Source organism: Sphingobacterium sp. WM (genome assembly GCF_029542465.1).
GTDB lineage: Bacteria > Bacteroidota > Bacteroidia > Sphingobacteriales > Sphingobacteriaceae > Sphingobacterium > Sphingobacterium cellulitidis.
Map to the genome: position 1 here is coordinate 1,783,558 of NZ_CP120709.1, position 21,221 is coordinate 1,804,778.

Genomic DNA, 21,221 nt, shown 5'->3' on the forward strand with positions numbered 1-21,221 from the left:
AGAACCCCATTGACAACTTTAATTCTGTTGTTATTAGTGGCATTTGTTTTAGTTTTTGCTACTACCTGCTTCGGGATTCATTAAAAAAAGCGAGACTCGATATTTTATCAAGTCTCGCTTTTTTTAATGTGGGTTCATCTTAATCTTGGTTGTTTTCCCAGAAATCAGCGTTTTTGATACCGAGTTCCTTAGGGTCAAAGCTAGGATCTTCGATGCCTTGTTTTCTTTTTGTTTTATAATCCTTCCAAACTTTCATGGCTATTTTGCTCAATAAAAGAATGGCAATAATATTTGTCCATGCCATTAATCCAACACCAATATCTCCAATGGCCCAGGCTGTATCGGCTGTTCTAATCGTTCCAAAATATACAGTGAATAAGAATACGATTTTGAAAATCCAACCAATTACTTTTCTGGTTTTTTCATTTTTCACCAAATAAGCAATGTTTGTATCGGCATAATAGAAGTACGCCATGATGGTGGTGAATGCAAAAAAGAAAAGGGCAATTGCGACAAATCCATTTCCGAAACCTGGGAAATGATGGGATACCGCTGCTTGGGTAAAGCCATTGTAATCAACATTGGATAGATTTTCTACAATCAGCGTTGTGGGTTGACCAGCGGCATCTACCTCTGTAACATTATACATCCCGGTGAATAGAATCATCAATGCTGTTGCGGTACAAACAAATAGGGTATCTACATATACAGAAAAAGCTTGTACGAGACCTTGTTGGGCAGGGTGGGATACTTCAGCTGCAGCTGCAGCATGTGGAGCAGTACCTTGACCCGCTTCGTTTGAGTAGATACCACGTTTTACACCCCAAGCGATTGCCATTCCGATGATACCTCCAAAAGTAGCATCTAAACTAAAAGCACTTTTGAAAATCAATGCAAAGACTTCCGGAATTTGATGATAGTTTAAGGCAATAATAATCAAGGTCATCAAAATATAACCTCCCGCCATAAATGGAACAACAAACTCAGCAACAGTTCCTAATCTTTTCACACCGCCGAAGATGATCAAGACCAATAGGGCAACTACTGCCATTCCGGTATAGGAGGTTGGGATTTGATAGGCGTTAAATGCCGAGGAAGCAATAGCATTACTTTGTACACCTGGCAAAAGTAATCCGGCACTGATAATGGTTAGAATTGCGAATATTGCTGCATACCATTTCACGCCTAAACCTTTCTCAATATAGAAAGCAGGACCTCCGCGGAACTCATTTCCTTCTTTTTGTTTGTATAACTGTCCTAAAGTTGCTTCCACGAATGCGGATGCAGATCCTAAGAATGCGATTACCCACATCCAGAAAATAGCACCTGGGCCGCCATAAAAGATCGCAGTAGCCACCCCAATGATATTTCCAGTACCCACACGACCGGAAATAGCCAGAGCAAAGGCCTGAAAGGAAGATATTCCCTCATCAGATTTTTTCTTAGCGAAAAGTAATCTGAGCATATCTTTTAAGTAAGTAACTTGGAGAAATCCGGTTCGGATTGAGAAGTATAGACCTGTGCAAAGGCACAAATAAATTAGGACATCGCTCCACACCAAGTTGGAGACCGAGGAGATAATATTATCCATTAATTTGGTTTAAATAGTTATTAGCCATTAATTATTTGTGTAAAGTAAAGGTTTTTTTTAGAAAAAAACGCAAATAAATTATCGGACAAAATGTAATGATATTGCGATGAAAGCTATAATTAAGGAATTGTCAATCATCGAAAAAAAGTAATTTAATTTTGGAAAATTCAATTGCAAGCGGGAATATTGTCTTATTATTTATTTCTTTATTCGCAAGTTAGCCTATGAATAAGTCCATCCTCATCTTTGCATTTCTATTTATTGGTCTTATGATCAGTTCTTGTCGGTCAGTTAAGAATCTGGAGATAAGGGACCTCTTGCATCATAGTAATTGTAATCAGCAGAATGTTTATGAGTATACGGAGGATAGTTTGCCAATCCCATTGCATGAACAGGAGATATCACCATTGTTAGATAAGAAGCTTTCTTTTAACAGTTTGAATATGGCTAATGCTATCGGGATTTTGGATCTGGTGAGTAAATATGTTGAATTGAAACAGAATCCCAAGGGCGAGGATTTGAATTATCGACTGACCTTATTGGAATTAAAGCAAGCAATAGATCAAAAAATCAATACATCATCCTTAGAGATTTCGGCTATTTCATCGGAGATGGATTGTGAAGAGGAGCGGACGAGCCAGGTTGCCAATTACCTGGAAGGGAAGATTCAGGAGAAGGAGTCGAAGCTTACGGTTGCAGCGATTGTTGTAGGTGCCTTGGGAGCTATTCTTACTGAAGGAGTGATAAAAGAAGAGACGGCCAGTCATGTGGTTGGTATTTCAACGGGTGTTGCAGAGGCCACATTTGGGGTCATGATGTTATTGAATGATGAGAAGACCGATTTCTTCCATAAGCGAAATGCATTAAAGGATGTTTGGTTTGGAGCATCGACATCAAAGAATTTTCCGGCTGCGGTTTGGTATTATTTGAATTATTCAAGTCCTGAGAATGGAATCAAGACTTCACTACGGGAGCAGATTATTCAGAAATGGAGTAGTTTCGGGCAGATAACGAAGGGGTCTGAGGAGGAGATGTTGGAGCTTTATTTTGGAGAAGGGGGCGAGTATACGAGTGAGCAGTTAGAAAACCGCGCAGACATGTATGATCAACTGGAGTCAAATATCAATTTGATGAAGCAGGATTTAAAAGCATTGGCTTCTGAATTGGAAAGACTATAAAAAAATGCCATGCTTATTAAATCATGGCATTTTTCCGATAAATCTAAAAATTATTGATTTGCTGGTTTCAATTCTAGTTCATAGAATTTAGGGTCATATTTCATCATTGCCCCAGTTGCAGCATCAATGGCCCAACCTACCATGCCCAGGAGGTTCAAAATGGAAACTGTGTTAAATGTAGTTTCAGGATTGAACTGGTACTTTTCATAACCGTCTTTGGTTAACGTAATGACTGGACCATTAAATCCTTTCTTCAAGGACACAGTGGCAGGAGTGACACCTCGATCTATCCCGTCCACCTGGATTTTTGCACCACTTGGAAACGATTTGATCATTACATCTTGTTTGGTTCCCGTAAAAATAGTTCCGCATGAGCTTGTGAATAAAACAATAAATGCTAGGGCAATTAAAAATACTGCTTTCATGTTAAAATAATTAATAATTGTTAAAGTATATCCTATTGACTGCGCAATTTATGAAAGGTTTAAGAGTATTTTTTAAAAAATTTCAATAAAATTAATCTACTGTTTCATAATGTTCACGAAACAAAATGAAGCTGAGTTAGTTGCGGAAAAATTCGTCAAGAACACGCGATAAAAAGGCCAGATTACTACCTTCCCAAACTCAATAAATAACTGTATCTTTGCGACATGATTAACGTTTCGAATTTATCTCTTCGTTATGGCAAACGTGTCCTATTCGAAGATGTCAACTTAAAGTTCACTCCTGGAAACTGTTACGGTATTATTGGAGCGAATGGTGCCGGAAAATCGACTTTTTTAAAAATTATCTCTGGAGAAGTAGATCCTACTTCTGGATCAGTAGCCTTCACTCCGGGGGAGAGGATGTCTGTATTAAATCAGAACCACTACGCATTTGATGAGTTCCCAGTTATCGAAACGGTAATGATGGGTAACCAAGAGCTATATAAGGTGATGAAAGAAAAGGATGAAATCTACATGAAAGAAGATTTCTCTGATGCTGATGGTGAAAGAGCTGGTGAATTGGAAAGCCTTTTTGCAGAGATGGATGGCTGGAATGCTGAAAGTAATGCAGCGACCTTATTAAGTAACCTTGGGATTAAAGAAGATCTACACTATAAATTAGTTAAGGAGTTGGATGGTAATGAAAAAGTTCGTGTCCTTTTGGCACAGGCTTTATTTGGTAATCCAGATATCTTAATCCTGGATGAGCCTACCAACGACTTGGATATTAATACCATCGCTTGGTTAGAGGACTTCCTTGCTAGCTATGAAGCGATCGTATTGGTAGTATCTCACGACCGTCACTTCTTGGATGCAGTATGTACGCATATTGTGGATATTGACTTTGGTAAGATGACTATTTATTCTGGTAACTATACGTTCTGGTATGAGTCGTCGCAATTAGCATTAAAACAACGTGCTGACCAAAACAAGAAAATGGAAGATAAAGTGAAGGAATTGCAGGAGTTTATCCGTCGATTCTCAGCTAATGCTTCCAAATCTAAGCAAGCTACCTCTCGTAAAAAGGCTTTGGATAAGATCAATATTGAAGATATTAAACCTTCAAACCGTAAATATCCAGCGATTATGTTCAATCTGATGGATAGAGAGCCAGGAGATCAAATTCTGACTGTAGAGAACTTAGGTAAGACCGTCAATGGTGAAGTATACTTTAAGAACATCAGCTTTATGATCAATAAAGGGGATAAGATTGCTGTTCTAGCAGAAAACAACTTGGTGACTTCGGCATTCTATGATATTCTTACAGGTAGGGATCAAGATTTTGTTGGTGAATTTAAGTGGGGAATTACAATTACTCCAGCCGATATGCCTATTGAAAATGCTTCATTTTTTGATGGCCGTACGGAGAACCTTGTAGACTGGCTGAGAGATTACACCACCAAACCTGACGCTGATGAGCAATTTATCCGTGGGTTTTTAGGTAAGATGTTGTTCTCAGGAGAGGAAGTATTGAAGAAATGTTCAGTTCTTTCAGGGGGTGAGAAGATGCGTTGTATGTTTTCAAGAATGATGCTTCAAGGAGCGAATTTCTTGATATTCGACGAGCCAACCAACCACTTGGATTTGGAGTCAATTACGGCTTTGAACAATGGAATCAATGATTTCAGAGGATCTGTATTGTTTACTTCACGAGATCATGAGTTGACACAAACTGCAGCAAATCGTATTATCGAACTTACGCCTAATGGTATTATCGATAAGTTGATGAGCTATGATGAATACATTAATTCCGATGCTGTAAAGGCACAACGCGAAGAAATGTATAGATAAACAATATTAATACTACGGAAAAGGGACCTAAACATCAGGTCCCTTTTTTTATTGCTCAAATTTCAAGGAATAAAAATTTGCTCTTGTTACTTGCTGGCTTGAATTTGGGAATTTTTATGGGGGTGATTGGTAAGAAATAAGGAAAGGAGTTCAGCTTTTAATAATCTTTTAAGGAATGATTCGTCATGTCTTTACTATTTTAATAATTATTAAGGGCAAAAGGTATCAAAAATTTTATGAGTTGATTTATTGAAAAAGAGGATAGAATTACTATATTTAGGTTTGCTAAAATGTATAAGCAGACAAATGCGATCAGTTAAACCGAATTTAAATCATCACAAAATTATATGAGTGTTTTTCAAATAAAAGAAAATCCTGAGGTTTTTGATGCCATTGTAGTTGGATCAGGAGCTGGAGGGGGTATGGCGGGCTATATTCTAGCGAATGCAGGTCTTAAAGTCTTGATGTTAGAGGCGGGGCCATTTTTTGATCCGGCGAAAGATGCCTTACAAATGCGTTGGCCTTGGGAATCTCTGCGTCGCGGCGCTGGAGTTACACGACCATTTGGTGATTTTGATGCGGCCTATGGCGGTTGGCAGTTAGATGGGGAACCCTATAGTAAAGTTGCGGGGACAGAGTTTGAATGGTTTCGCGCGCGGATGTTAGGCGGTCGAACCAATCACTGGGGCCGGATTTCATTGCGTATGGGACCTGATGATTTCAAACCAACAGATGGAATCACTGATCCATGGCCAATTTCCTATGATGAAGTAAAACCTTATTACGACCGCGTAGATAGGATGATTGGTGTTTATGGTACAGTAGAAGGAATTCATAATGAGCCTGATGGGATCTTTATGAAACCACCTAAGCCAAGGTTAAATGAACTATTCATTCATAGAGGAGCCGCGAAAGCGGGAGTTCCGGTTATTCCGGGACGTGGAGCGGTATTAACCGAGTCATCTTCAGAAATTAAAGGTCGGGGAACCTGTTTTTATTGTGGACAATGTGGAAGGTCCTGTAAGGTGTATGGAGACTTTTCATCCTCCTCATGTTTGGTTATTCCAGCGATGAAAACCGGGAACTTGAAGGTTATTGATAACGCGATGGTTCGTGAGGTTTTAACGAATGATGAAGGATTAGCAATTGGCGTATCGTATGTTGATACCAAAGATTTGCAAGAATATTCAGTAAAAGGGAAGAAGGTGATTTTAGGCGCAAGTGCTTGTGAGAGTGCTCGTTTATTATTGAACTCTAAATCAAAATCACATCCTGGAGGAATTGGAAATAGCAGTGGATTAGTAGGGAAGTATCTCCATGATTCTACAGGTGCTAGTTTAGGCGGTTTTATCCCTGAATTATTAGATAGAAAAAGATATAATGAGGATGGTACCGGTAGTGTACATATCTATTCACCATGGTGGGGTGATAATAAGAAATTGAATTTCCCTAGAGGTTATCATATTGAGTATGGTGGTGGGTTGCATATGCCATCTTATGGATTTATGAACTGGGTTCCTAGTGTCAATGGAATGGTTCCTGGGAAGAATGGCGAGAAGAAGGAGATGGGGGGCTATGGAGCAGGATTAAAGAATGATTATCGTCGTTTCTATGGCGCGAATGTAGGAATGGCTGGTCGTGGTACTGCTTTGGCGAGAAAGGATAATTACTGTGAGATCGATCCGAATAAGGTAGATAAGTTTGGAATTCCAGTGCTTCGTTTCCATTATAAATGGGCAAATGAAGAGATTGCACAGGCAAAACATATGCAGGAGACTTTTCAATCTATTATGCATGAAATGGGCGCTATTGTCACTTCAAATATTCCGGGTGCAGATACTTTGTATGGCTTGGAGGCTCCAGGAAAGATTATTCATGAAGGAGGAACTACGCGTATGGGCAATGATCCAAAGACTTCGGTTCTTAATAAATGGGGTCAAGCGCATGACTGTAAGAATGTTTATGTAGTTGATGCGGGACCATTTGTGCAACAAGGAGATAAAAACCTTACCTGGACGATTTTAGCGTTGTCGATGCGTACGGCAGAATATATTTTAGAAGAGAATAAAAAATTAGCATAACCCAAGAGCGATGAATAGAAGAGATTCACTAAAAGCCTTAGGGCTACTTGCGGCAGGTTCAGGTGTTTTGGCTGCATCATGTAAGGATGATAAAAGTGCGAAACAAACTGGAGAGGTTGCTGCTGGCAATTCAGATAAGTTACCTGGAGTTCAGGAGTTTGAATATAAGAGAACCGAAGCCTTAATGGCGGAGAAGTTTTTTAATGACCATGAGCTGGCTACGATTACTGTTTTAGTTGATATTATTATTCCGAAGGATGAGGTATCCGGCAGTGCTTCAGAGGCAGGAGTTCCGGCTTTTATCGAGTTTATGTCGAAGGATATCCCAAGCTATCAAACTCCTTTACGTGGAGGATTGAAATGGCTTGATGTTCAGTGTCAAAAGACATATGGAAATGCCTTTCTAAAATGCAAGAAAGAGGAGCAGATTGCCATTGTGGATGAGATTGCATATCCTCAAAAAGCAAAGCCTGAAATGGCACAAGGAGTTTCCTTTTTCTCATTGATGCGCGACCTGACATCCACTGGATTTTTTACCAGTGAGATGGGAGTAAAGGATATCGGATACCAAGGTAATAAACCCGGAGTTTGGAATGGGGTTCCGGCCGATGTGTTGAAACAATATGGCTTTGATCCGGAGAAGTTCTTTGGATAAGTCTTTTAAAAAATAAAAAAGCAAAGGAGCTGATTTTTCAGCTCCTTTGCTTTTTTATTTTTTAATCGTATCGACGATTTCCAAGATTAATGGGTAAGTATTGTCTTTAACTTTTTTAAGGTCGGATGCTTTTAACCATTCAGCCTGATCAATATCTTCTTCGAGTTGCGGGGTAAGTTTTGGGATTTTATTGACGCCCATATTGTACCAATTCGTTTGTTTAAGCACAAATTTATTGCGCATATAGTAGGTATGATAGGTTGTAGCGATTTTTTTGCCGAGGTAATCGACTTCGATGCCGCATTCTTCTTCGACTTCACGGAGGGCAGCATCTTTCATTTTTTCACCTTCTTCCACCTTACCTTTCGGGAGGTCCCATTTCCCTAATCTGTGAATAAAAAGGTATTCACCATTCCCATTGGTTACCAATCCGCCTGCAGCTTTAATAATTCGGGTTGTTGATAATATCTTTTTAAAAACTTTTCTGATGTCAGGATGTATGTATAGGTAAACGGATTTATCAGAGTTATGAGCGGAATCGTTGAAAAGTTTTTCCAGATCAATGTCTTGTAAACCAATTGTTTGAACGTTTTCTTTAATACGAGGGGTAAAATCTGCCAAAATTAACAGAGATTGGTTCATATAAATTTTATAAATTTGTGCCATGAATTATTTAAATGAGGTTGAACAAAAAGTTGCTGAATCCTTATTGCAAATTAAAGCAATAAAATTACAACCTAAAAACCCTTTTACATGGGCGTCTGGATGGAAGTCACCAATTTATTGTGATAATCGGGTTGCATTATCGCATCCTGCGATCCGTACGTATATCCGTCAGAAGCTATCCCAATTGATTCAAGAGGAGTTTGGGTCGGTTGATATGATATCGGGAGTTGCTACAGCTGGGATTCCTCAGGGCGTTTTGGTAGCGCAAGATTTAGGTTTACCTTTTTCTTATGTTCGTAGCAGTGCGAAGGACCATGGTCGTCAGAATTTAATTGAAGGCGAGGTTATCAGTGGACAACGTGTTGTTGTGATTGAGGATTTAGTTTCTACCGGCAAGAGCAGTTTGCAAGCGGTTAAAGCGTTGCGAGATGCGGGCTGTAATGTTGTTGGATTGGTTTCAATCTTCACCTATGGCTTAGAAGTTGCTCGTAAGAACTTTGAGGAGGCGAAATGTACTTTCCACAGTTTGTGTAACTATGATGCCTTAATTCATGTTGCTGCTTCAAATAGTTATATCCTTGAATCGGATATTGAACTATTAGAGAAGTGGAAAATTGATCCTGCTAACTGGAATCCAGAATCATAAACTATGACTATTATTCAAAACACCGTAGAAATCAACAAACCTGTTGCTGAGGTTTATGCCTTTCTTGCTGATATGAATCATCATGAGCAATTAATGCCTGAGAACATTGAGAAGTGGACCTCTACCGCTGATGAGGCGAGATTTACGATCAAGAACATGGCTAAATTATCATTGCGTATCAGTGAACGCCTAGAGAACAAAGAATTGGTAAGTGTTCCTATCGAGGAGGCACCATTTCCATTGACCTTACGTTGGAAATTGGAACCTACATCGGAAAACAGTACCAATGCAACTTTCGTAATCGAAGCTGGATTAAATATGATGATGAAAATGATGGCATCAGGCCCTCTTCAGAAATTGGTTGATTTTCAAGTCGGTAAATTGAAAGAAGTATTAGGATAGTGTTAGTATTATCCGAATGATATAAGAAAAGAGCAATGAAAATTGCTCTTTTTTTGTTGGGAGAAACTCCGGAGGAGTTTAATGTTTGTAGAAAGGAATGTAACATGAAAATATGCCCGCCCACCCAACAGCAATCGCTAAAAGCGATTGCTGTTGGGTGGGCGGGCTCTATGTTTTATTCCTTTGGGTTGCTACAAATATGTCGCCCCTCTGGGGCTGGTATATTGGAAAATGACCATTGCTACAAATATATCGCCCCTCTGGGGCTTGTTAATGAATGTGTAAATATTCGTAAATGGGAATATGCGATACGACAGTTAATTATAGGTTGAATGGAATGGGTTAAATATTAAATATTAAAAGGGCGTATGCGATACGCCCCTACCGGGCTGGATAGAAATAGATTCTTCGCTACGCTCAGAAAGACAGGAAAATGGTGTTGGGGTTTAGGGGGGAAAAGGTTTTTCAGCAAAGCCGAAGAACCTTTTCCCCAAAAATCCAAATGTAATTATGTAATTGTCATTCCGCATCGAAGATGCGGATTCTGTTTTTGGGGGATAGGTATTGTAGAAATATGTAGCCTTTTGTGTTTTAAAATATAGGGTGAATGTGGGCTGTGAGGAGTGAAACTCCGGAGGAGTTTAATGTTTGTAGAAAAGAATGTAACATGAAGATAAGCCCGCTCCCCAAACAGCAATCGCTTTAGCGATTGCTGTTTGGGGAGCGGGCTCTTTGTTTTCTGCCACGGTTGATACAAATATGTCGCCCCGATGGGGCTGGTTAATGAATGTGTAAATTTTCGTGGATGGGCGTATGCGATATGCCCCTACCAGGCTGGATACTTATTTAGATAATCTTTATTATTATGATAAAATCTTTCCTTATCTTTGTGGCATATTTGCTAAATACCAATAACAAGGTTTGAAACTCTTTTTTACATATATTCTCTTAGTAAGTTTGACACTGCAGTCCTTTTATCGCAGTATCATGACGATGGAATATGAGATTCACCTTCCTGATTATATTGCAAATTGTATCAATAAGAGTCGCCCAGACTTGCACTGTAATGGACAGTGTATCTTGATGAAGAAAATCCAGGAAAAAGAGAAAAAGGAATCCAAGAAGAATTTTGTGGTCTATGAATTTAGCTCGCATTATGTTCATAAGGAATTTAGTACGCTAATTAAGCCAGTTACTATCGAGGAACCTTTTGAGAAACCTCTTCCTATCTATATTTCTGAATATAGTTATCAGTTCAATACCCCAATATTTCGTCCTCCGATTGCATAATTCCATGCTTTAGGAATCAGCAATAATTTGATGTTTTTGTAATATGATGCCAACGGTAATATACGTTGCTGTTTATGTTGTCATCATTCCATCAAATCTATATCGCTACACTTCAATAATTATTTAATTACAACACTTTATTATCATGCAGAAAATAATCGTTTTTATTTCTCTGTTCCTATTGTTCATATCCTGTACCAAAGAAAAAACAGATTATGAAGCAGAAATAGGCACAAAAGAACCTGAGAAATTAGAATTCAAAGAGGCTTATTCTTTTGAGAAGGATGGGTATAGAATTAGTATTGAAGCTTTGAATGGAACGTTTTATAAGGGTTATAATGAACTTCATCTAAGAGTTTTTAATAAACAAAATAATGCTGAAATCAATACAGCGGAATTGCGGTTTCTTCCAATTTTAAATAAGGGACAAGAAAAAGCAGTTTCAACTCCCCATCAATATCTATTAAAGTATAATCAACAGGATAAGTTTTATGCAGGATATGCTGTGTATTCAGATATAAGTTCGGCAGAATATAAATGGAATCTATACCTGAAGGCGAAGATTGGGAATCAGGAAATTAATTTAAATGAGGTTGTTACTGTCAAGGAACAAAGCAACAAGAATTTGAATATGACCAGTTTTATTGGGAATGATGATGAGGAATATTTTATCGCCTTATTAGGTCCACGAAATCCCAAGGTTGCTGAGAATCCATTGGTTGCTGGGATTTATAAATATAATAAGCCCAAGGGCGGACCCGTGGGGACTTTTCCTGATCCTGGTCAGTTTGATTATTCCATGGTTAATGGCTTTACCTTGAAGTTGGATCCAAGGATGCCTGAGCCCTCTATGGGGAATCACTCTTCGCCCAATAACAAGGATTTAACACAGGTAGAAGATGGCTTTTACCATGGTGTAGTGAATTATACGATGACGGGAAATTGGACCTTGAATTTCATATTGATGAATCAAAACGGAAAGATTCTGAAAGGTACTGAGGTGCCAAAGGATTTCACACCTGGTGTTGAAGGTAAAAAGAGTGAATTGTTTATCGATATACTATTCTAAGCATGCATAAAATTACAATCGTTTTTTTGATGTTGATGGCAAGTGTAAAAATATATGCGCAGGATACTTTAAAAAACAAGAAAGATACCATTCAAAATATTGAAGAAGTAAAAGTTACGGGCTTACGAAAGCGTAAAATTGAAACGGACATGAAGATGGCCGTTTCAGTGGATGAGTTTTTAGCTTCTTCTGATAAAATTAGTTTTATCAAGCGTGGGGCCTATGCTTGGGAGCCTATGTTAAACAATATGAGTTCCGAGCGTTCTACGATCACCATTGACGGGATGCATATTTTCGGTGCTTGTACGGATAAGATGGACCCTATAACTTCCTATGTGGAGAGCAACAACCTTTCAACGATAGATATAAAATCAGGACAGCAGGGTAGTATGCATGGTGCTACTGTTTCCGGGAGTATCGATTTGAAAAGGAAAAGTTCAGCTTTTGATAGCATTGCTCAATATAAAGGGTCTTATCAAACAGGCTTTGAGTTTAATAATAAGCAGTTTTTCAATTTGGGAAATCTGTCTTATAGTAGCGAAAAGTTTGTCGCCGACGCAAGTGTTTCCTATCGGAAAGCTGGTAATTACTATGATGGAAACAATGATGAGGTCAAACATTCGCAATATCGCAAGTTCAATAGTTCGTTGGGGTTGGCATATAAAACGAGTACCTTATCTTCCATCCGTGTGGATGCGATTTTCGATCAGGCCAATGATGTTGGATATCCTGCACTTCCAATGGATCTGTGGTTATCCAGAGCCTTGATAACTTCAGCAGCATATAAACAATTATTTGAGGACGGGATCATCAAAGTTTGGGATACGAAGGTGTACTTTAATGCGATAGAGCATTATATGGATGACACCAAGAGGCCAGAAAATTTGGTGCATATGGATATGCCAGGTTGGAGCAACACCTATGGTTTAGTCTCAAGTATTAATTTACAAAAAGGTAGTTATAGTTCAGATATACAGCTAAATGCTTATCATAACTTATCCATTGCTGAGATGACGATGTATCCGCAAGATCGAAGTAAGAAAACCATGTTTGCTTATAGTTGGCCTTGGGTAACCAGTCGCTTTGCTAGTGTAGCGATGAATAACTCTTATGATTTTTCAGAGCATAGCAGGTTGAACTTTGGGGGATCTCTGGGTTGGAATTACAATCATTCGAAATATGTGGAGTTTAACTGGATTTTCCATCCTGGAACGCCACAGGAGAAAAATAGATTACTTCCAGGATTACATGCTAGCTATGACCTTCAGGTTGATAAGTTCAATTTCACGGTTGGAACTGGTTATGGTCAGCGTGCGCCATCTGTTTCAGAAGGGTATGGCTATTATATCTACAACAGTTTTGACCGCTATGATTATATCGGGAATCCTGATTTAAAGAATGAGATATCCTATGAAGCCAATGCGAGTGCCGGATTTAAAACCGACAGAATGGGAATTGATGCGAAGGTCAACTATTTCTATATACAGAATTATATAGTTGGTCAGATACTAAGTTTAGGAAGTCCGATGAACTATCAGTCAGTAGGTGTTAAAGGCTATACTTCCCTGGATCATGCACAGATTTTTAATCTTAGTTTGAATGCCCATTATGATATTTTGGAGCATTTGCATTGGAAAGGCAATGTAACTTATGCGAGAGCAAAGGATGAAAGAGGAGGGAATTTACCATTTATCCGGCCTTTGAGTTATCAGACCTCCTTGCACTATATGTTTCATGATTTTAGTGTTCAAACTTCATTGAATGGGGATTTTGCACAAAATAATTACAGTCCTGAATATGGGGAAGATCTAACTGCAGCCTATAAGGTTTGGAATGTTTCGGCAGATTATAGTTTGAATCTTGGGAAATATAAGGCCGTTGTTCAGGTGGGTGCTGAGAATATATTTAATGAATATTACAGCACCTATGCAGATTGGGGTAATATTCCAAGAATGGGAAGGAATGTATTCAGTTCCTTAAAACTTAGCTTTTAATATGATGGTTCGGGTTTTTAGTGTTTTCTTAATAGTCTTATCCTTATTCCTGGGATTCCAGCAGGCTATTATCGTAATGCATTTCAAACTCAATCAGGAACGCATAGAAAAGGCATACTGTGTCAATAAAAATAGGCCAGGAATGGAATGTCATGGTCTATGTCATTTAAGAAAACAATTAGATTCTCAAGAGCAATCAGACGCTGCCAACATTAAGAATTATCCCAGGGTAGAGTTATTTGTTGTTTCGGTATTTGAGTATAAAATAGATGAAACCGAAATAGAATCGGCTGAAGAAATTATTCTTTATCAAGAAGGGAATTATAATGAGCCGATGCGAGAGATTTTTATTCCACCACCTATTATTATGGTAGTATAAGTTTAACTAAATAATAATAAAATAATAAAAATCAAATATTTAAAAAATTACTAGAGATTATTCTAATGAAAAATTCAATAAAAATTATCGTTGCTTTATTTGCTGTTTCTACCATTTTATCCTGTTCAAAAGACAATGTAAATCCTGTTGCCAATAATATTACTTTACATTTTGACAATACGTTCAAGGGCAAAGCTATTGTCTTAGGGGATGCCAATTCTACTACAGCTAGTAAGAATACATCTGCCTCAGGTCAATTACATCATTTTTCAGAGATCAAGTATGTTATTAGCAACATTCGTTTGGTAAAAGCAGAGGGAACAGAGATTCCATACAATATCAATGATTTAGATAAAGGAGCTACTGTAATCGATCAGGCTAAACCGCAGTCTTTAGATTACGTATTGACGAACATTCCAAATGGAGAGTATAAGCAGATTAAGTTTGGATTAGGGGTTAAAAAAGAGTTGAATACTTTAGATGAGACCAAATTTCCTAATTTTTATAAATCAGCAGGAGCAAATGATACGAAGATGATGTGGGAATGGGGAGCTGGATATCGTTTTACGAAGCTGGAAGGGTTTTATGGTTCTGACAATAAGCAGATGTCCATTCATACAGGAAGCACTGTAGAAGGTAAAGAAGGAGCTTACACTCAAGGGGTAGATGCATACCGTGAGATTTCATTGAACTTGAGCAGTACTGCCGTTGTAGGAAGTTCATCTCCAAAAATCAGCATTAATGCAGATTTCGATAAATTGTTGAGTGGTAAGACCAACACCATTACCTTGACTACAGGAACAGGTGGTAAGGATAATGCGACTCCAAATATCCATACAGCCGTTCAGATGGTAAAGTTTGTGGACAATTTAGGAGGAAATGGTGTTAGCGATTTGACAGGTATGTTTTCTGTTAGCAAAGTAGAGAATTAAATAAGCCTAAGCCATCCTTATTTCAATAGGGATGGCTTGTTTATTTGGTTTTTCATTAAGGTTATATGAAAAAGTTAGGATTTCTATTTTTTATCATTTTATTGATTGTTTCTTGCGGTCGGGAAGAAGAAATAGATGCTATTCCGTTTGATAATCCAGAGATAGCATTGGAAATACCAAAAGGATTTCCGCTGATGAATACGTCTGTTCAAGCAAATAGACCAACCAAATATGGGGTAGAATTAGGGGAGCGGCTGTTTAATGAAAAGAGGTTCAGTGGTAATAATACTATTTCCTGTGCATCTTGTCATCAGCCTACGAAGGCTTTTGCAGATGGCAATCCTAAGGCTATTGGGATAAACAATCGTGTAGGGCTTAGGAATACACCTCCAATTCAGAATATGGCTTTTATGAATCATTATAATTGGGATGGTAATATTTTAGTTTTAGAGAAACAGCCTTTGGTTCCTATTATTACCCATGAGGAGATGAATTCGTCGATAATGGAGGTCATTGGAAAATTACAGCAAGATCCAGAGTATAAGGAATTATTTCGGAAAGCATTTGCAGATGAGGAGATCACTGCTGAGAGGATTTATCGAAGTATTGGGCAATATGAATATACATTAATAAGTTCTAACAGTAAGTATGATAGGGTTGTAGAGCATGAGAAAGAAACTTTTACTTTAGCAGAAATGCGGGGTTATCTTTTATTTCAGACGAAGTGTGAGAGTTGTCATTCTACAACATTATTTACTGATCAAAGTTTCAGGAATATAGGTTTTCCATTGAATCCAAATCAGGAGGAAGCTGGTCGAGCGAGAGTGACGGGATTACATTCAGATTTGATGAAATTCAGGGTTCCGAGCTTAAGGAATATAGAATTTACTGCACCATACGGAAGTTTTGGGCAATTTAAGACTTTAAAAGAAGTGTTAGATTATATGGATAGCGGGGTGATAGATTCGGAGAACTTAGATCCGATTTTCAAGGAAAATGGAAATAGAATACCAATGAGTGCTGAGGAGAAGGAAGATATCATCGTTTTTCTAAAAACGTTGAGTGATCATTCCTTTGTGGCTCAGAAATAACTGATTTTACATTTAAAACACTTTATGTTAGTTTTATTGGTCAATTGTGAGCGATAGATTTTGTATTTTTGTCATATTTGCAATTCTGAACTAATAGATTGATAATGGAGTTAAACTTAAAGCGCCCGTTGGCATTTTTTGATTTGGAAACTACGGGTGTCCAAGTATCGAATGATCGAATCGTAGAAGTATCGATTTTAAAAGTAAATCCGGGTGGAGTAGAAGAAACCCTTACGATGAAGGTGAACCCTGAGATTCCTATTCCTGCGGAATCTTCTATGTTTCATGGGATTTATGATGAGGATGTAAAAGGATTGCCGACTTTTCGTGATCGTGCTCAGGAGATTGCAGATTTTATTGGGGATTCAGATTTAGCGGGGTATAATTCGAATAAATTTGATGTTCCCATGTTGATGGAGGAGTTTTTGCGTGCTGGCGTGAACTTTAGTTTAGAAGGACGTTCATTTGTTGATGTTCAAAATATTTTTCATCAGATGGAGCAAAGAACCTTGAAGGCGGCCTATAAGTTTTATTGCAATGAGAATTTGGATAATGCGCATACTGCAGAAGCTGATGTTCGAGCAACTTATGAGGTTTTAAAGGCTCAATTGGCCAAATATGAAGATGTTGAATATGAGGATAAGCATGGTGTAGTTTCGAAACCTGTTATCAATGATGTTGAGGCCTTACACAGCTTTACGAATTTGACTAAACCGGTTGATTTTGCAGGACGCCTAATTTTTGATGAAGAAGGTGACCCAACGATAAATTTTGGAAAACATAAGGGGAAAAAAGTCGTTGATGTATTTGACATCGAGCCGAGTTATTATGCTTGGATGCAGAATGGTGATTTTCCATTATATACGAAGAAGGTTTTAGAGGGGATCTGGAACGAACATAAGAACAAGAAAAAAGAGGCTAGACAGAACAATCCGTCGACGCCGGAGAATGCTTCGAAGGATTTTAAGCGTCCGGATCGGAAGCCGGAGCCCAGTAAGCCCATTACGAATGATATGTTAAGGGGTTTACAAGATAAATTTAAAAAATAAAGAACCATACAATAATATGATTAACAAAGAACAAGAGATTGAACGTGTTTCCTGTTTGATTATAGGATCAGGGCCTGCGGGCTATACGGCGGCTATTTATGCGGCGAGAGCAGATTTAAAACCGGTTGTTTATACAGGTATGGTCCCTGGGGGTCAATTGACTCAGACCACGGAGGTTGATAACTTTCCGGGTTATCCAAAAGGAATTACAGGTCCGGTCATGATGGAGGATTTACGTGCTCAGGCAGAGCGATTTGGAACGGATGTTCGTTTTGGCTATGCGACCAAGGTAGACTTTTCGAATGATGGTGGTATTCACAAAGTAGAGATTGATGGAATAAAGACCATTGAAGCAGAGACTGTGATTATTGCTACAGGTGCGACAGCAAAATGGTTAGGTTTAGAATCTGAAGAGAAATACAACGGTTTCGGCGTATCAGCATGTGCTGTTTGTGATGGATTTTTCTATAAGGGTCAGGATGTTGCGATTGTAGGTGCTGGAGATACAGCAGCGGAGGAAGCAACCTACTTGGCTAAATTATGTAGAAAGGTTTACATGTTGGTTCGTAGGGATGAGTTCCGTGCATCGAAGGCTATGGTACACCGTGTGAATAATACGGCAAATATCGAGGTTTTATATAATACCGAGGCTGTTGAGATTCTAGGTGATGGACAGGTTGTAAATGCTGTCCGTGTCATCAATAATCAAACGAATGTAACTCAAGATATTGATGTTACTGGATTTTTCGTAGCGATTGGTCATAAGCCGAACACGGAATTATTCCAAGGTATTTTAGACATGGATGAAACAGGATATCTAATTACCAAAGCCGATAGTACTGCGACGAATATTCCAGGTGTATTTGCATGTGGTGATGTTCAGGATCATGTATTCCGTCAAGCAATTACTGCTGCAGGTACGGGCTGTATGTCAGCATTAGAAGCAGAACGATATTTAATGGCTAAGGAAGACGTAGTTCTTTCTTAAATATATATCTAATTAAAAAAACAGGCATAGAAATCTAAATTCTATGCCTGTTTTTTTATAAGGGTATTAGAACCTATATCCGATGGAAAGGCCGGCTCTGAATCCAGGCCAAGGACCATTAGCCTTTAGGGATGCTCCTTCTGAATTTACGTTAGATTCAATTTTGATGATATCATTTTGCAGGTTTTCAAGTTCATTTCTTAATTCCTGTTGTTCTTCAGGTGAAAGGTTCATTTTTCCTGAAATTGTTCCCGTAGCTTTACCAATATGTGGACCTAAGATTCTAAAGTCCAGGAAAACGGCATCAGATAATCTAAATTGAGAGCCAATGGCAAAACCAAATCCCCAGGTTTTAATCCCCCCATTTAATGGGATATGTTCAATATTGCCTTGGTCTGATTCATATGGATAATTTGTAGTTAGGTTATATTTTCCATATTTGAAAAATGGACCAATATAAAAACCTTGACCATTTGATCCTTTTCTGCTGGTGTAGAATCGAAATTCAGGGGAGAAGGTAAAGTGATCTAATTTAGTTTCATCAAGGAATGCTTCATCATCGATGAATTCAGTCAATAAATTTTTGAAAGGGATTGAAGATTTTGGGCGAAAGCCAACACTAGCATTTACACTCATTTTAGGGGCAACCATTCTTTCGTATTCGAAAGAAAAGGTTTTACCTACCAGAGGTAATAAATTGAATTTTACAGTGTTTTGTTGAGCCTTTGAATTAATTGGAATAAGTAATGCGGGTAGAAGGAAGGATGATAACAGCGTTCGTCCTAGTTTCGGATAAATTTTCATGTGGGTTAATAATTTGAGTTTGTCTCTCAAATATATTTAGCTATATCGATAATTCCAATACCTAATTTAAGGTATTTTTCATAAAACTTCAAAATATTTCAAAGCGTTCCAGATGCCATTATCATCGACATCATTCGTAACATAATCCGCAATCTGTTTTACTTCCGGATTTGCATTTCCCATTGCTATTCCTAAGTTCACATGCTTCAGCATGGTAATATCATTTCCGCCATCACCAAAAGCCATTGTGTTTTCAATATTGATTCCAAAATGTTTACAGAAAATGTCAATCCCTACTTTTTTACTCAATCCTTTTGGGTTTACATCTGCAAATAGAGGAGTCCACCTTGAAGCCAGAGAATTTGGCATGACGGTTTCCATAAATTCTTTCTCTTCATCAGGGCCCAGGAAAATATTCGTTTGAAGGATGCTGCTGGTATCGACTGTATCCATATTTACAAGTTTCGGAACAGGCAGATTCAAGTGTGCATACATACCAGCAATTTCTGGGGTTACATCGTGAATTGTAATTTCTTTTTCCGACATAAAAGAAAAGGATAGAGGTTTTTCCTTCGCATAATCCATGACCGATTGAATATCATTGCTATTAATGGTTTGCTTATGTAAGACCTCAAAGGTATTCGTCAGGCAATAGCCGCCATTAAAAGTGATATATCCATCAAAATCCAAGAACTTAATATGGTCGATACTATTGATGGATCTTCCGGTGGAGATTATGGTTTTTATTCCATGGGTTTGTAAGAGTCTAATAGCTTCTACGGTAGACTCCGGAACCTGGTGGGTTTTGAAACTTAATAAAGTTCCATCAATATCAAAGAAAACGGCTTTTATTGTAGGATTCGGCATACACAAATGTACATTAAAAGGACGTATCTTTGCAGGGAAATAAAAATATTATGACAGTATTCGAGAAGTTTTTGTTGGATTTGAATTTACTAATTGAGAATAAAAGCTTAATCAAGCTTTCCTTAGGAAATTACAAAGGGGCAGAAACCAGTTTGAAAAACATTTATATAAAACCTGTAGAAATCAAGCAAGAGTTGATGTTGTCTTTTGTTTATCGTCATCAAACAAAAGACATCACGAAAAACTATTCGATTGAGGATGCTATCGGTGAAATAAAAGAATTAGGTGGGTTTAAAGGCTTTCGTCAGGTGAATGTTCAACTGATAGAAGAGAATTTGGTTTTTCAGATGAATAAAAAAGCGGAGTGGCGAGTGCAACAGGAAAAGGTAGTCGAAAGAGAAGGTCAATCTTATTCCCATGATCATCAGAAGGCACGGAAATTAACGAGTTCCTCTAAACCCTATTTACATCAATTGAATTTAACTGATTCAGATGGAAAGGTGTATAAGAATGCTCAGGACAAATGGAAGCAAATCAACCATTATATCGAATTATTGAGTAGTTCCTTGGTCAACTTACCTAGTGAGAAAAAGTTGAAAGTTGTTGACATGGGGGCCGGGAAGGGCTATTTGACGTTTGCTTTGTATGATTACTTAAAGAATAATTTACAAAGGGATGTGGAAGTGGTAGGAGTTGAATTCCGGAAAGATCTGGTTGACTTTTGTAATCAGGTAGCAAAAGATTCTGGATTTGAAGGCTTGAGTTTTGTAGAAGGGACCATTGAAGATTACAGATCGGAGGGGCCGATTGATGTTTTGATTGCCTTACATGCATGTGATACTGCGACGGATGATGCCATATTTAAGGGGATTCAGAATGAATCATCATTGATAGTGGTTGCACCATGTTGCCATAAGCAAGTTCGACGGGAATTGGAGGCTGGGAAGGCTAAGAATGATTTGGACTTTATGATCAAGTATGGAATATTTTTGGAACGACATGCTGAAATGTTGACTGATAGCATTCGGTCTTTGATCATGGAATATTATGGTTATGAGATGCGAGTGATGCAGTTTATCTCCGATCAACATACCCCAAAAAATGTAATGTTGGTGGGGTTAAAGAAATCGACAGACAGTAAAAAACAATCTGAGATATTAAATAAGATTCAAGAATTGAAGCAATACTTTGGTATTGGATATCAGCATTTAGAACGTCTTTGTGGACTTGAAAAATAATAAATTAAGGTCCAGTAAATAAAGT

20 protein-coding genes are annotated in these 21,221 nt (G+C 38.1%); 15 read left to right on the forward strand and 5 right to left on the reverse strand.

Annotation, left to right across the window (positions count from 1 at the left end; translation table 11 throughout):
- Window positions 1–139 precede the first annotated feature (139 nt).
- Window positions 140–1,591, reverse strand: coding sequence for an alanine/glycine:cation symporter family protein (locus PZ892_RS07565; RefSeq protein WP_182498721.1), 1,452 nt, complete (start codon window positions 1,589–1,591; stop codon window positions 140–142).
- 224 nt (window positions 1,592–1,815) lie between these two features.
- On the opposite strand from PZ892_RS07565, the gene PZ892_RS07570 reads away from it, so the two are divergent.
- Window positions 1,816–2,769 (forward strand): hypothetical protein, encoded by a 954-nt coding sequence (locus tag PZ892_RS07570; protein ID WP_277712645.1) that lies wholly within the window; start codon window positions 1,816–1,818, stop codon window positions 2,767–2,769.
- A 50-nt stretch (window positions 2,770–2,819) separates the two neighbouring features.
- Here PZ892_RS07570 and PZ892_RS07575 read toward each other — a convergent pair whose 3' ends face one another.
- Window positions 2,820–3,194, reverse strand: coding sequence for a PEGA domain-containing protein (locus PZ892_RS07575; RefSeq protein WP_094258154.1), 375 nt, complete (start codon window positions 3,192–3,194; stop codon window positions 2,820–2,822).
- Between the two features lie 225 nt (window positions 3,195–3,419).
- On the opposite strand from PZ892_RS07575, the gene PZ892_RS07580 reads away from it, so the two are divergent.
- The 3 genes from PZ892_RS07580 to PZ892_RS07590 all read left to right on the forward strand — a co-directional run bounded on the left by PZ892_RS07580 (window position 3,420) and on the right by PZ892_RS07590 (window position 7,781).
- On the forward strand, window positions 3,420–5,045 hold the full coding sequence (locus tag PZ892_RS07580; RefSeq protein WP_094258091.1) for an ATP-binding cassette domain-containing protein: 1,626 nt from the start codon (window positions 3,420–3,422) through the stop codon (window positions 5,043–5,045).
- A gap of 347 nt (window positions 5,046–5,392) precedes the next feature.
- Window positions 5,393–7,126, forward strand: a complete 1,734-nt coding sequence (locus PZ892_RS07585) for a GMC family oxidoreductase (RefSeq protein ID WP_277712646.1) — start codon at window positions 5,393–5,395, stop codon at window positions 7,124–7,126.
- Between the two features lie 10 nt (window positions 7,127–7,136).
- Window positions 7,137–7,781, forward strand: a complete 645-nt coding sequence (locus tag PZ892_RS07590) for a gluconate 2-dehydrogenase subunit 3 family protein (protein ID WP_277712647.1) — start codon at window positions 7,137–7,139, stop codon at window positions 7,779–7,781.
- Between the two features lie 54 nt (window positions 7,782–7,835).
- On the opposite strand, the gene PZ892_RS07595 is transcribed toward PZ892_RS07590, so the two are convergent.
- Entirely contained in the window at window positions 7,836–8,423 is a 588-nt protein-coding gene (locus tag PZ892_RS07595) for an NUDIX domain-containing protein (RefSeq protein ID WP_277712648.1), read from the reverse strand.
- Window positions 8,424–8,445: 22 nt separating this feature from the next.
- On the opposite strand from PZ892_RS07595, the gene pyrE reads away from it, so the two are divergent.
- The 10 genes from pyrE to trxB all read left to right on the forward strand — a co-directional run bounded on the left by pyrE (window position 8,446) and on the right by trxB (window position 18,287).
- Window positions 8,446–9,093 (forward strand): orotate phosphoribosyltransferase, encoded by a 648-nt coding sequence (pyrE, locus tag PZ892_RS07600; RefSeq protein ID WP_094258087.1) that lies wholly within the window; start codon window positions 8,446–8,448, stop codon window positions 9,091–9,093.
- 3 nt (window positions 9,094–9,096) lie between these two features.
- Window positions 9,097–9,495, forward strand: coding sequence for an SRPBCC family protein (locus PZ892_RS07605; protein ID WP_094282002.1), 399 nt, complete (start codon window positions 9,097–9,099; stop codon window positions 9,493–9,495).
- Between the two features lie 987 nt (window positions 9,496–10,482).
- The gene (locus PZ892_RS07610) at window positions 10,483–10,785 is read left to right on the forward strand and encodes a hypothetical protein (protein WP_277712649.1); all 303 of its coding nucleotides are present in this window, start codon (window positions 10,483–10,485) and stop codon (window positions 10,783–10,785) included.
- Between the two features lie 145 nt (window positions 10,786–10,930).
- Entirely contained in the window at window positions 10,931–11,854 is a 924-nt protein-coding gene (locus tag PZ892_RS07615; RefSeq protein ID WP_277712650.1) for a hypothetical protein, read from the forward strand.
- Between the two features lie 2 nt (window positions 11,855–11,856).
- Window positions 11,857–13,848 carry a TonB-dependent receptor gene (locus tag PZ892_RS07620; RefSeq protein ID WP_277712651.1) on the forward strand — a complete coding sequence of 664 codons (1,992 nt, stop codon included), beginning with the start codon at window positions 11,857–11,859 and terminating at the stop codon, window positions 13,846–13,848.
- 1 nt (window position 13,849) lies between these two features.
- The gene (locus tag PZ892_RS07625) at window positions 13,850–14,227 is read left to right on the forward strand and encodes a hypothetical protein (protein ID WP_277712652.1); all 378 of its coding nucleotides are present in this window, start codon (window positions 13,850–13,852) and stop codon (window positions 14,225–14,227) included.
- Window positions 14,228–14,292: 65 nt separating this feature from the next.
- Complete coding sequence (locus tag PZ892_RS07630; RefSeq protein ID WP_277712653.1) at window positions 14,293–15,159, forward strand: MbnP family protein; 867 nt, start codon at window positions 14,293–14,295, stop codon at window positions 15,157–15,159.
- A 65-nt stretch (window positions 15,160–15,224) separates the two neighbouring features.
- Entirely contained in the window at window positions 15,225–16,250 is a 1,026-nt protein-coding gene (locus tag PZ892_RS07635; protein WP_277712654.1) for a cytochrome c peroxidase, read from the forward strand.
- A gap of 104 nt (window positions 16,251–16,354) precedes the next feature.
- A complete protein-coding gene (locus PZ892_RS07640; protein ID WP_277712655.1) occupies window positions 16,355–17,299 on the forward strand; it encodes a 3'-5' exonuclease in 945 nt (314 codons plus the stop codon).
- Between the two features lie 16 nt (window positions 17,300–17,315).
- A complete protein-coding gene (gene trxB / locus PZ892_RS07645; protein ID WP_094258078.1) occupies window positions 17,316–18,287 on the forward strand; it encodes a thioredoxin-disulfide reductase in 972 nt (323 codons plus the stop codon).
- A gap of 66 nt (window positions 18,288–18,353) precedes the next feature.
- Here trxB and PZ892_RS07650 read toward each other — a convergent pair whose 3' ends face one another.
- Both PZ892_RS07650 and PZ892_RS07655 read right to left on the reverse strand, forming a co-directional pair.
- Window positions 18,354–19,091, reverse strand: a complete 738-nt coding sequence (locus tag PZ892_RS07650; protein WP_277712656.1) for a DUF3575 domain-containing protein — start codon at window positions 19,089–19,091, stop codon at window positions 18,354–18,356.
- A gap of 78 nt (window positions 19,092–19,169) precedes the next feature.
- Window positions 19,170–19,958, reverse strand: coding sequence for a Cof-type HAD-IIB family hydrolase (locus PZ892_RS07655; protein ID WP_094258076.1), 789 nt, complete (start codon window positions 19,956–19,958; stop codon window positions 19,170–19,172).
- A gap of 50 nt (window positions 19,959–20,008) precedes the next feature.
- Between PZ892_RS07655 and PZ892_RS07660 the strand changes: the two genes are divergently transcribed.
- Window positions 20,009–21,196: an SAM-dependent methyltransferase gene (locus PZ892_RS07660; RefSeq protein ID WP_277712657.1), complete on the forward strand. Its 1,188-nt coding sequence runs from the start codon at window positions 20,009–20,011 to the stop codon at window positions 21,194–21,196.
- The last annotated feature ends 25 nt before the right edge of the window (window positions 21,197–21,221 follow it).

Excerpts from the sequence above, each read along its gene's own strand:
- trxB (WP_094258078.1), top strand. The coding sequence starts at position 17,316 with ATGATTAACAAAGAACAAGAGATTGAACGTGTTTCCTGTTTGATTATA.
- PZ892_RS07650 (WP_277712656.1), bottom strand. The coding sequence starts at position 19,091 with ATGAAAATTTATCCGAAACTAGGACGAACGCTGTTATCATCCTTCCTT.
- PZ892_RS07625 (WP_277712652.1), top strand. The coding sequence starts at position 13,850 with ATGATGGTTCGGGTTTTTAGTGTTTTCTTAATAGTCTTATCCTTATTC.
- PZ892_RS07660 (WP_277712657.1), top strand. The coding sequence starts at position 20,009 with ATGACAGTATTCGAGAAGTTTTTGTTGGATTTGAATTTACTAATTGAG.
- PZ892_RS07655 (WP_094258076.1), bottom strand. The coding sequence starts at position 19,958 with ATGCCGAATCCTACAATAAAAGCCGTTTTCTTTGATATTGATGGAACT.
- PZ892_RS07565 (WP_182498721.1), bottom strand. The coding sequence starts at position 1,591 with ATGGATAATATTATCTCCTCGGTCTCCAACTTGGTGTGGAGCGATGTC.
- PZ892_RS07635 (WP_277712654.1), top strand. The coding sequence starts at position 15,225 with ATGAAAAAGTTAGGATTTCTATTTTTTATCATTTTATTGATTGTTTCT.
- PZ892_RS07595 (WP_277712648.1), bottom strand. The coding sequence starts at position 8,423 with ATGAACCAATCTCTGTTAATTTTGGCAGATTTTACCCCTCGTATTAAA.
- PZ892_RS07610 (WP_277712649.1), top strand. The coding sequence starts at position 10,483 with ATGACGATGGAATATGAGATTCACCTTCCTGATTATATTGCAAATTGT.
- PZ892_RS07590 (WP_277712647.1), top strand. The coding sequence starts at position 7,137 with ATGAATAGAAGAGATTCACTAAAAGCCTTAGGGCTACTTGCGGCAGGT.
- PZ892_RS07580 (WP_094258091.1), top strand. The coding sequence starts at position 3,420 with ATGATTAACGTTTCGAATTTATCTCTTCGTTATGGCAAACGTGTCCTA.
- PZ892_RS07630 (WP_277712653.1), top strand. The coding sequence starts at position 14,293 with ATGAAAAATTCAATAAAAATTATCGTTGCTTTATTTGCTGTTTCTACC.
- PZ892_RS07640 (WP_277712655.1), top strand. The coding sequence starts at position 16,355 with ATGGAGTTAAACTTAAAGCGCCCGTTGGCATTTTTTGATTTGGAAACT.
- PZ892_RS07605 (WP_094282002.1), top strand. The coding sequence starts at position 9,097 with ATGACTATTATTCAAAACACCGTAGAAATCAACAAACCTGTTGCTGAG.
- pyrE (WP_094258087.1), top strand. The coding sequence starts at position 8,446 with ATGAATTATTTAAATGAGGTTGAACAAAAAGTTGCTGAATCCTTATTG.
- PZ892_RS07570 (WP_277712645.1), top strand. The coding sequence starts at position 1,816 with ATGAATAAGTCCATCCTCATCTTTGCATTTCTATTTATTGGTCTTATG.
- PZ892_RS07620 (WP_277712651.1), top strand. The coding sequence starts at position 11,857 with ATGCATAAAATTACAATCGTTTTTTTGATGTTGATGGCAAGTGTAAAA.
- PZ892_RS07615 (WP_277712650.1), top strand. The coding sequence starts at position 10,931 with ATGCAGAAAATAATCGTTTTTATTTCTCTGTTCCTATTGTTCATATCC.
- PZ892_RS07575 (WP_094258154.1), bottom strand. The coding sequence starts at position 3,194 with ATGAAAGCAGTATTTTTAATTGCCCTAGCATTTATTGTTTTATTCACA.
- PZ892_RS07585 (WP_277712646.1), top strand. The coding sequence starts at position 5,393 with ATGAGTGTTTTTCAAATAAAAGAAAATCCTGAGGTTTTTGATGCCATT.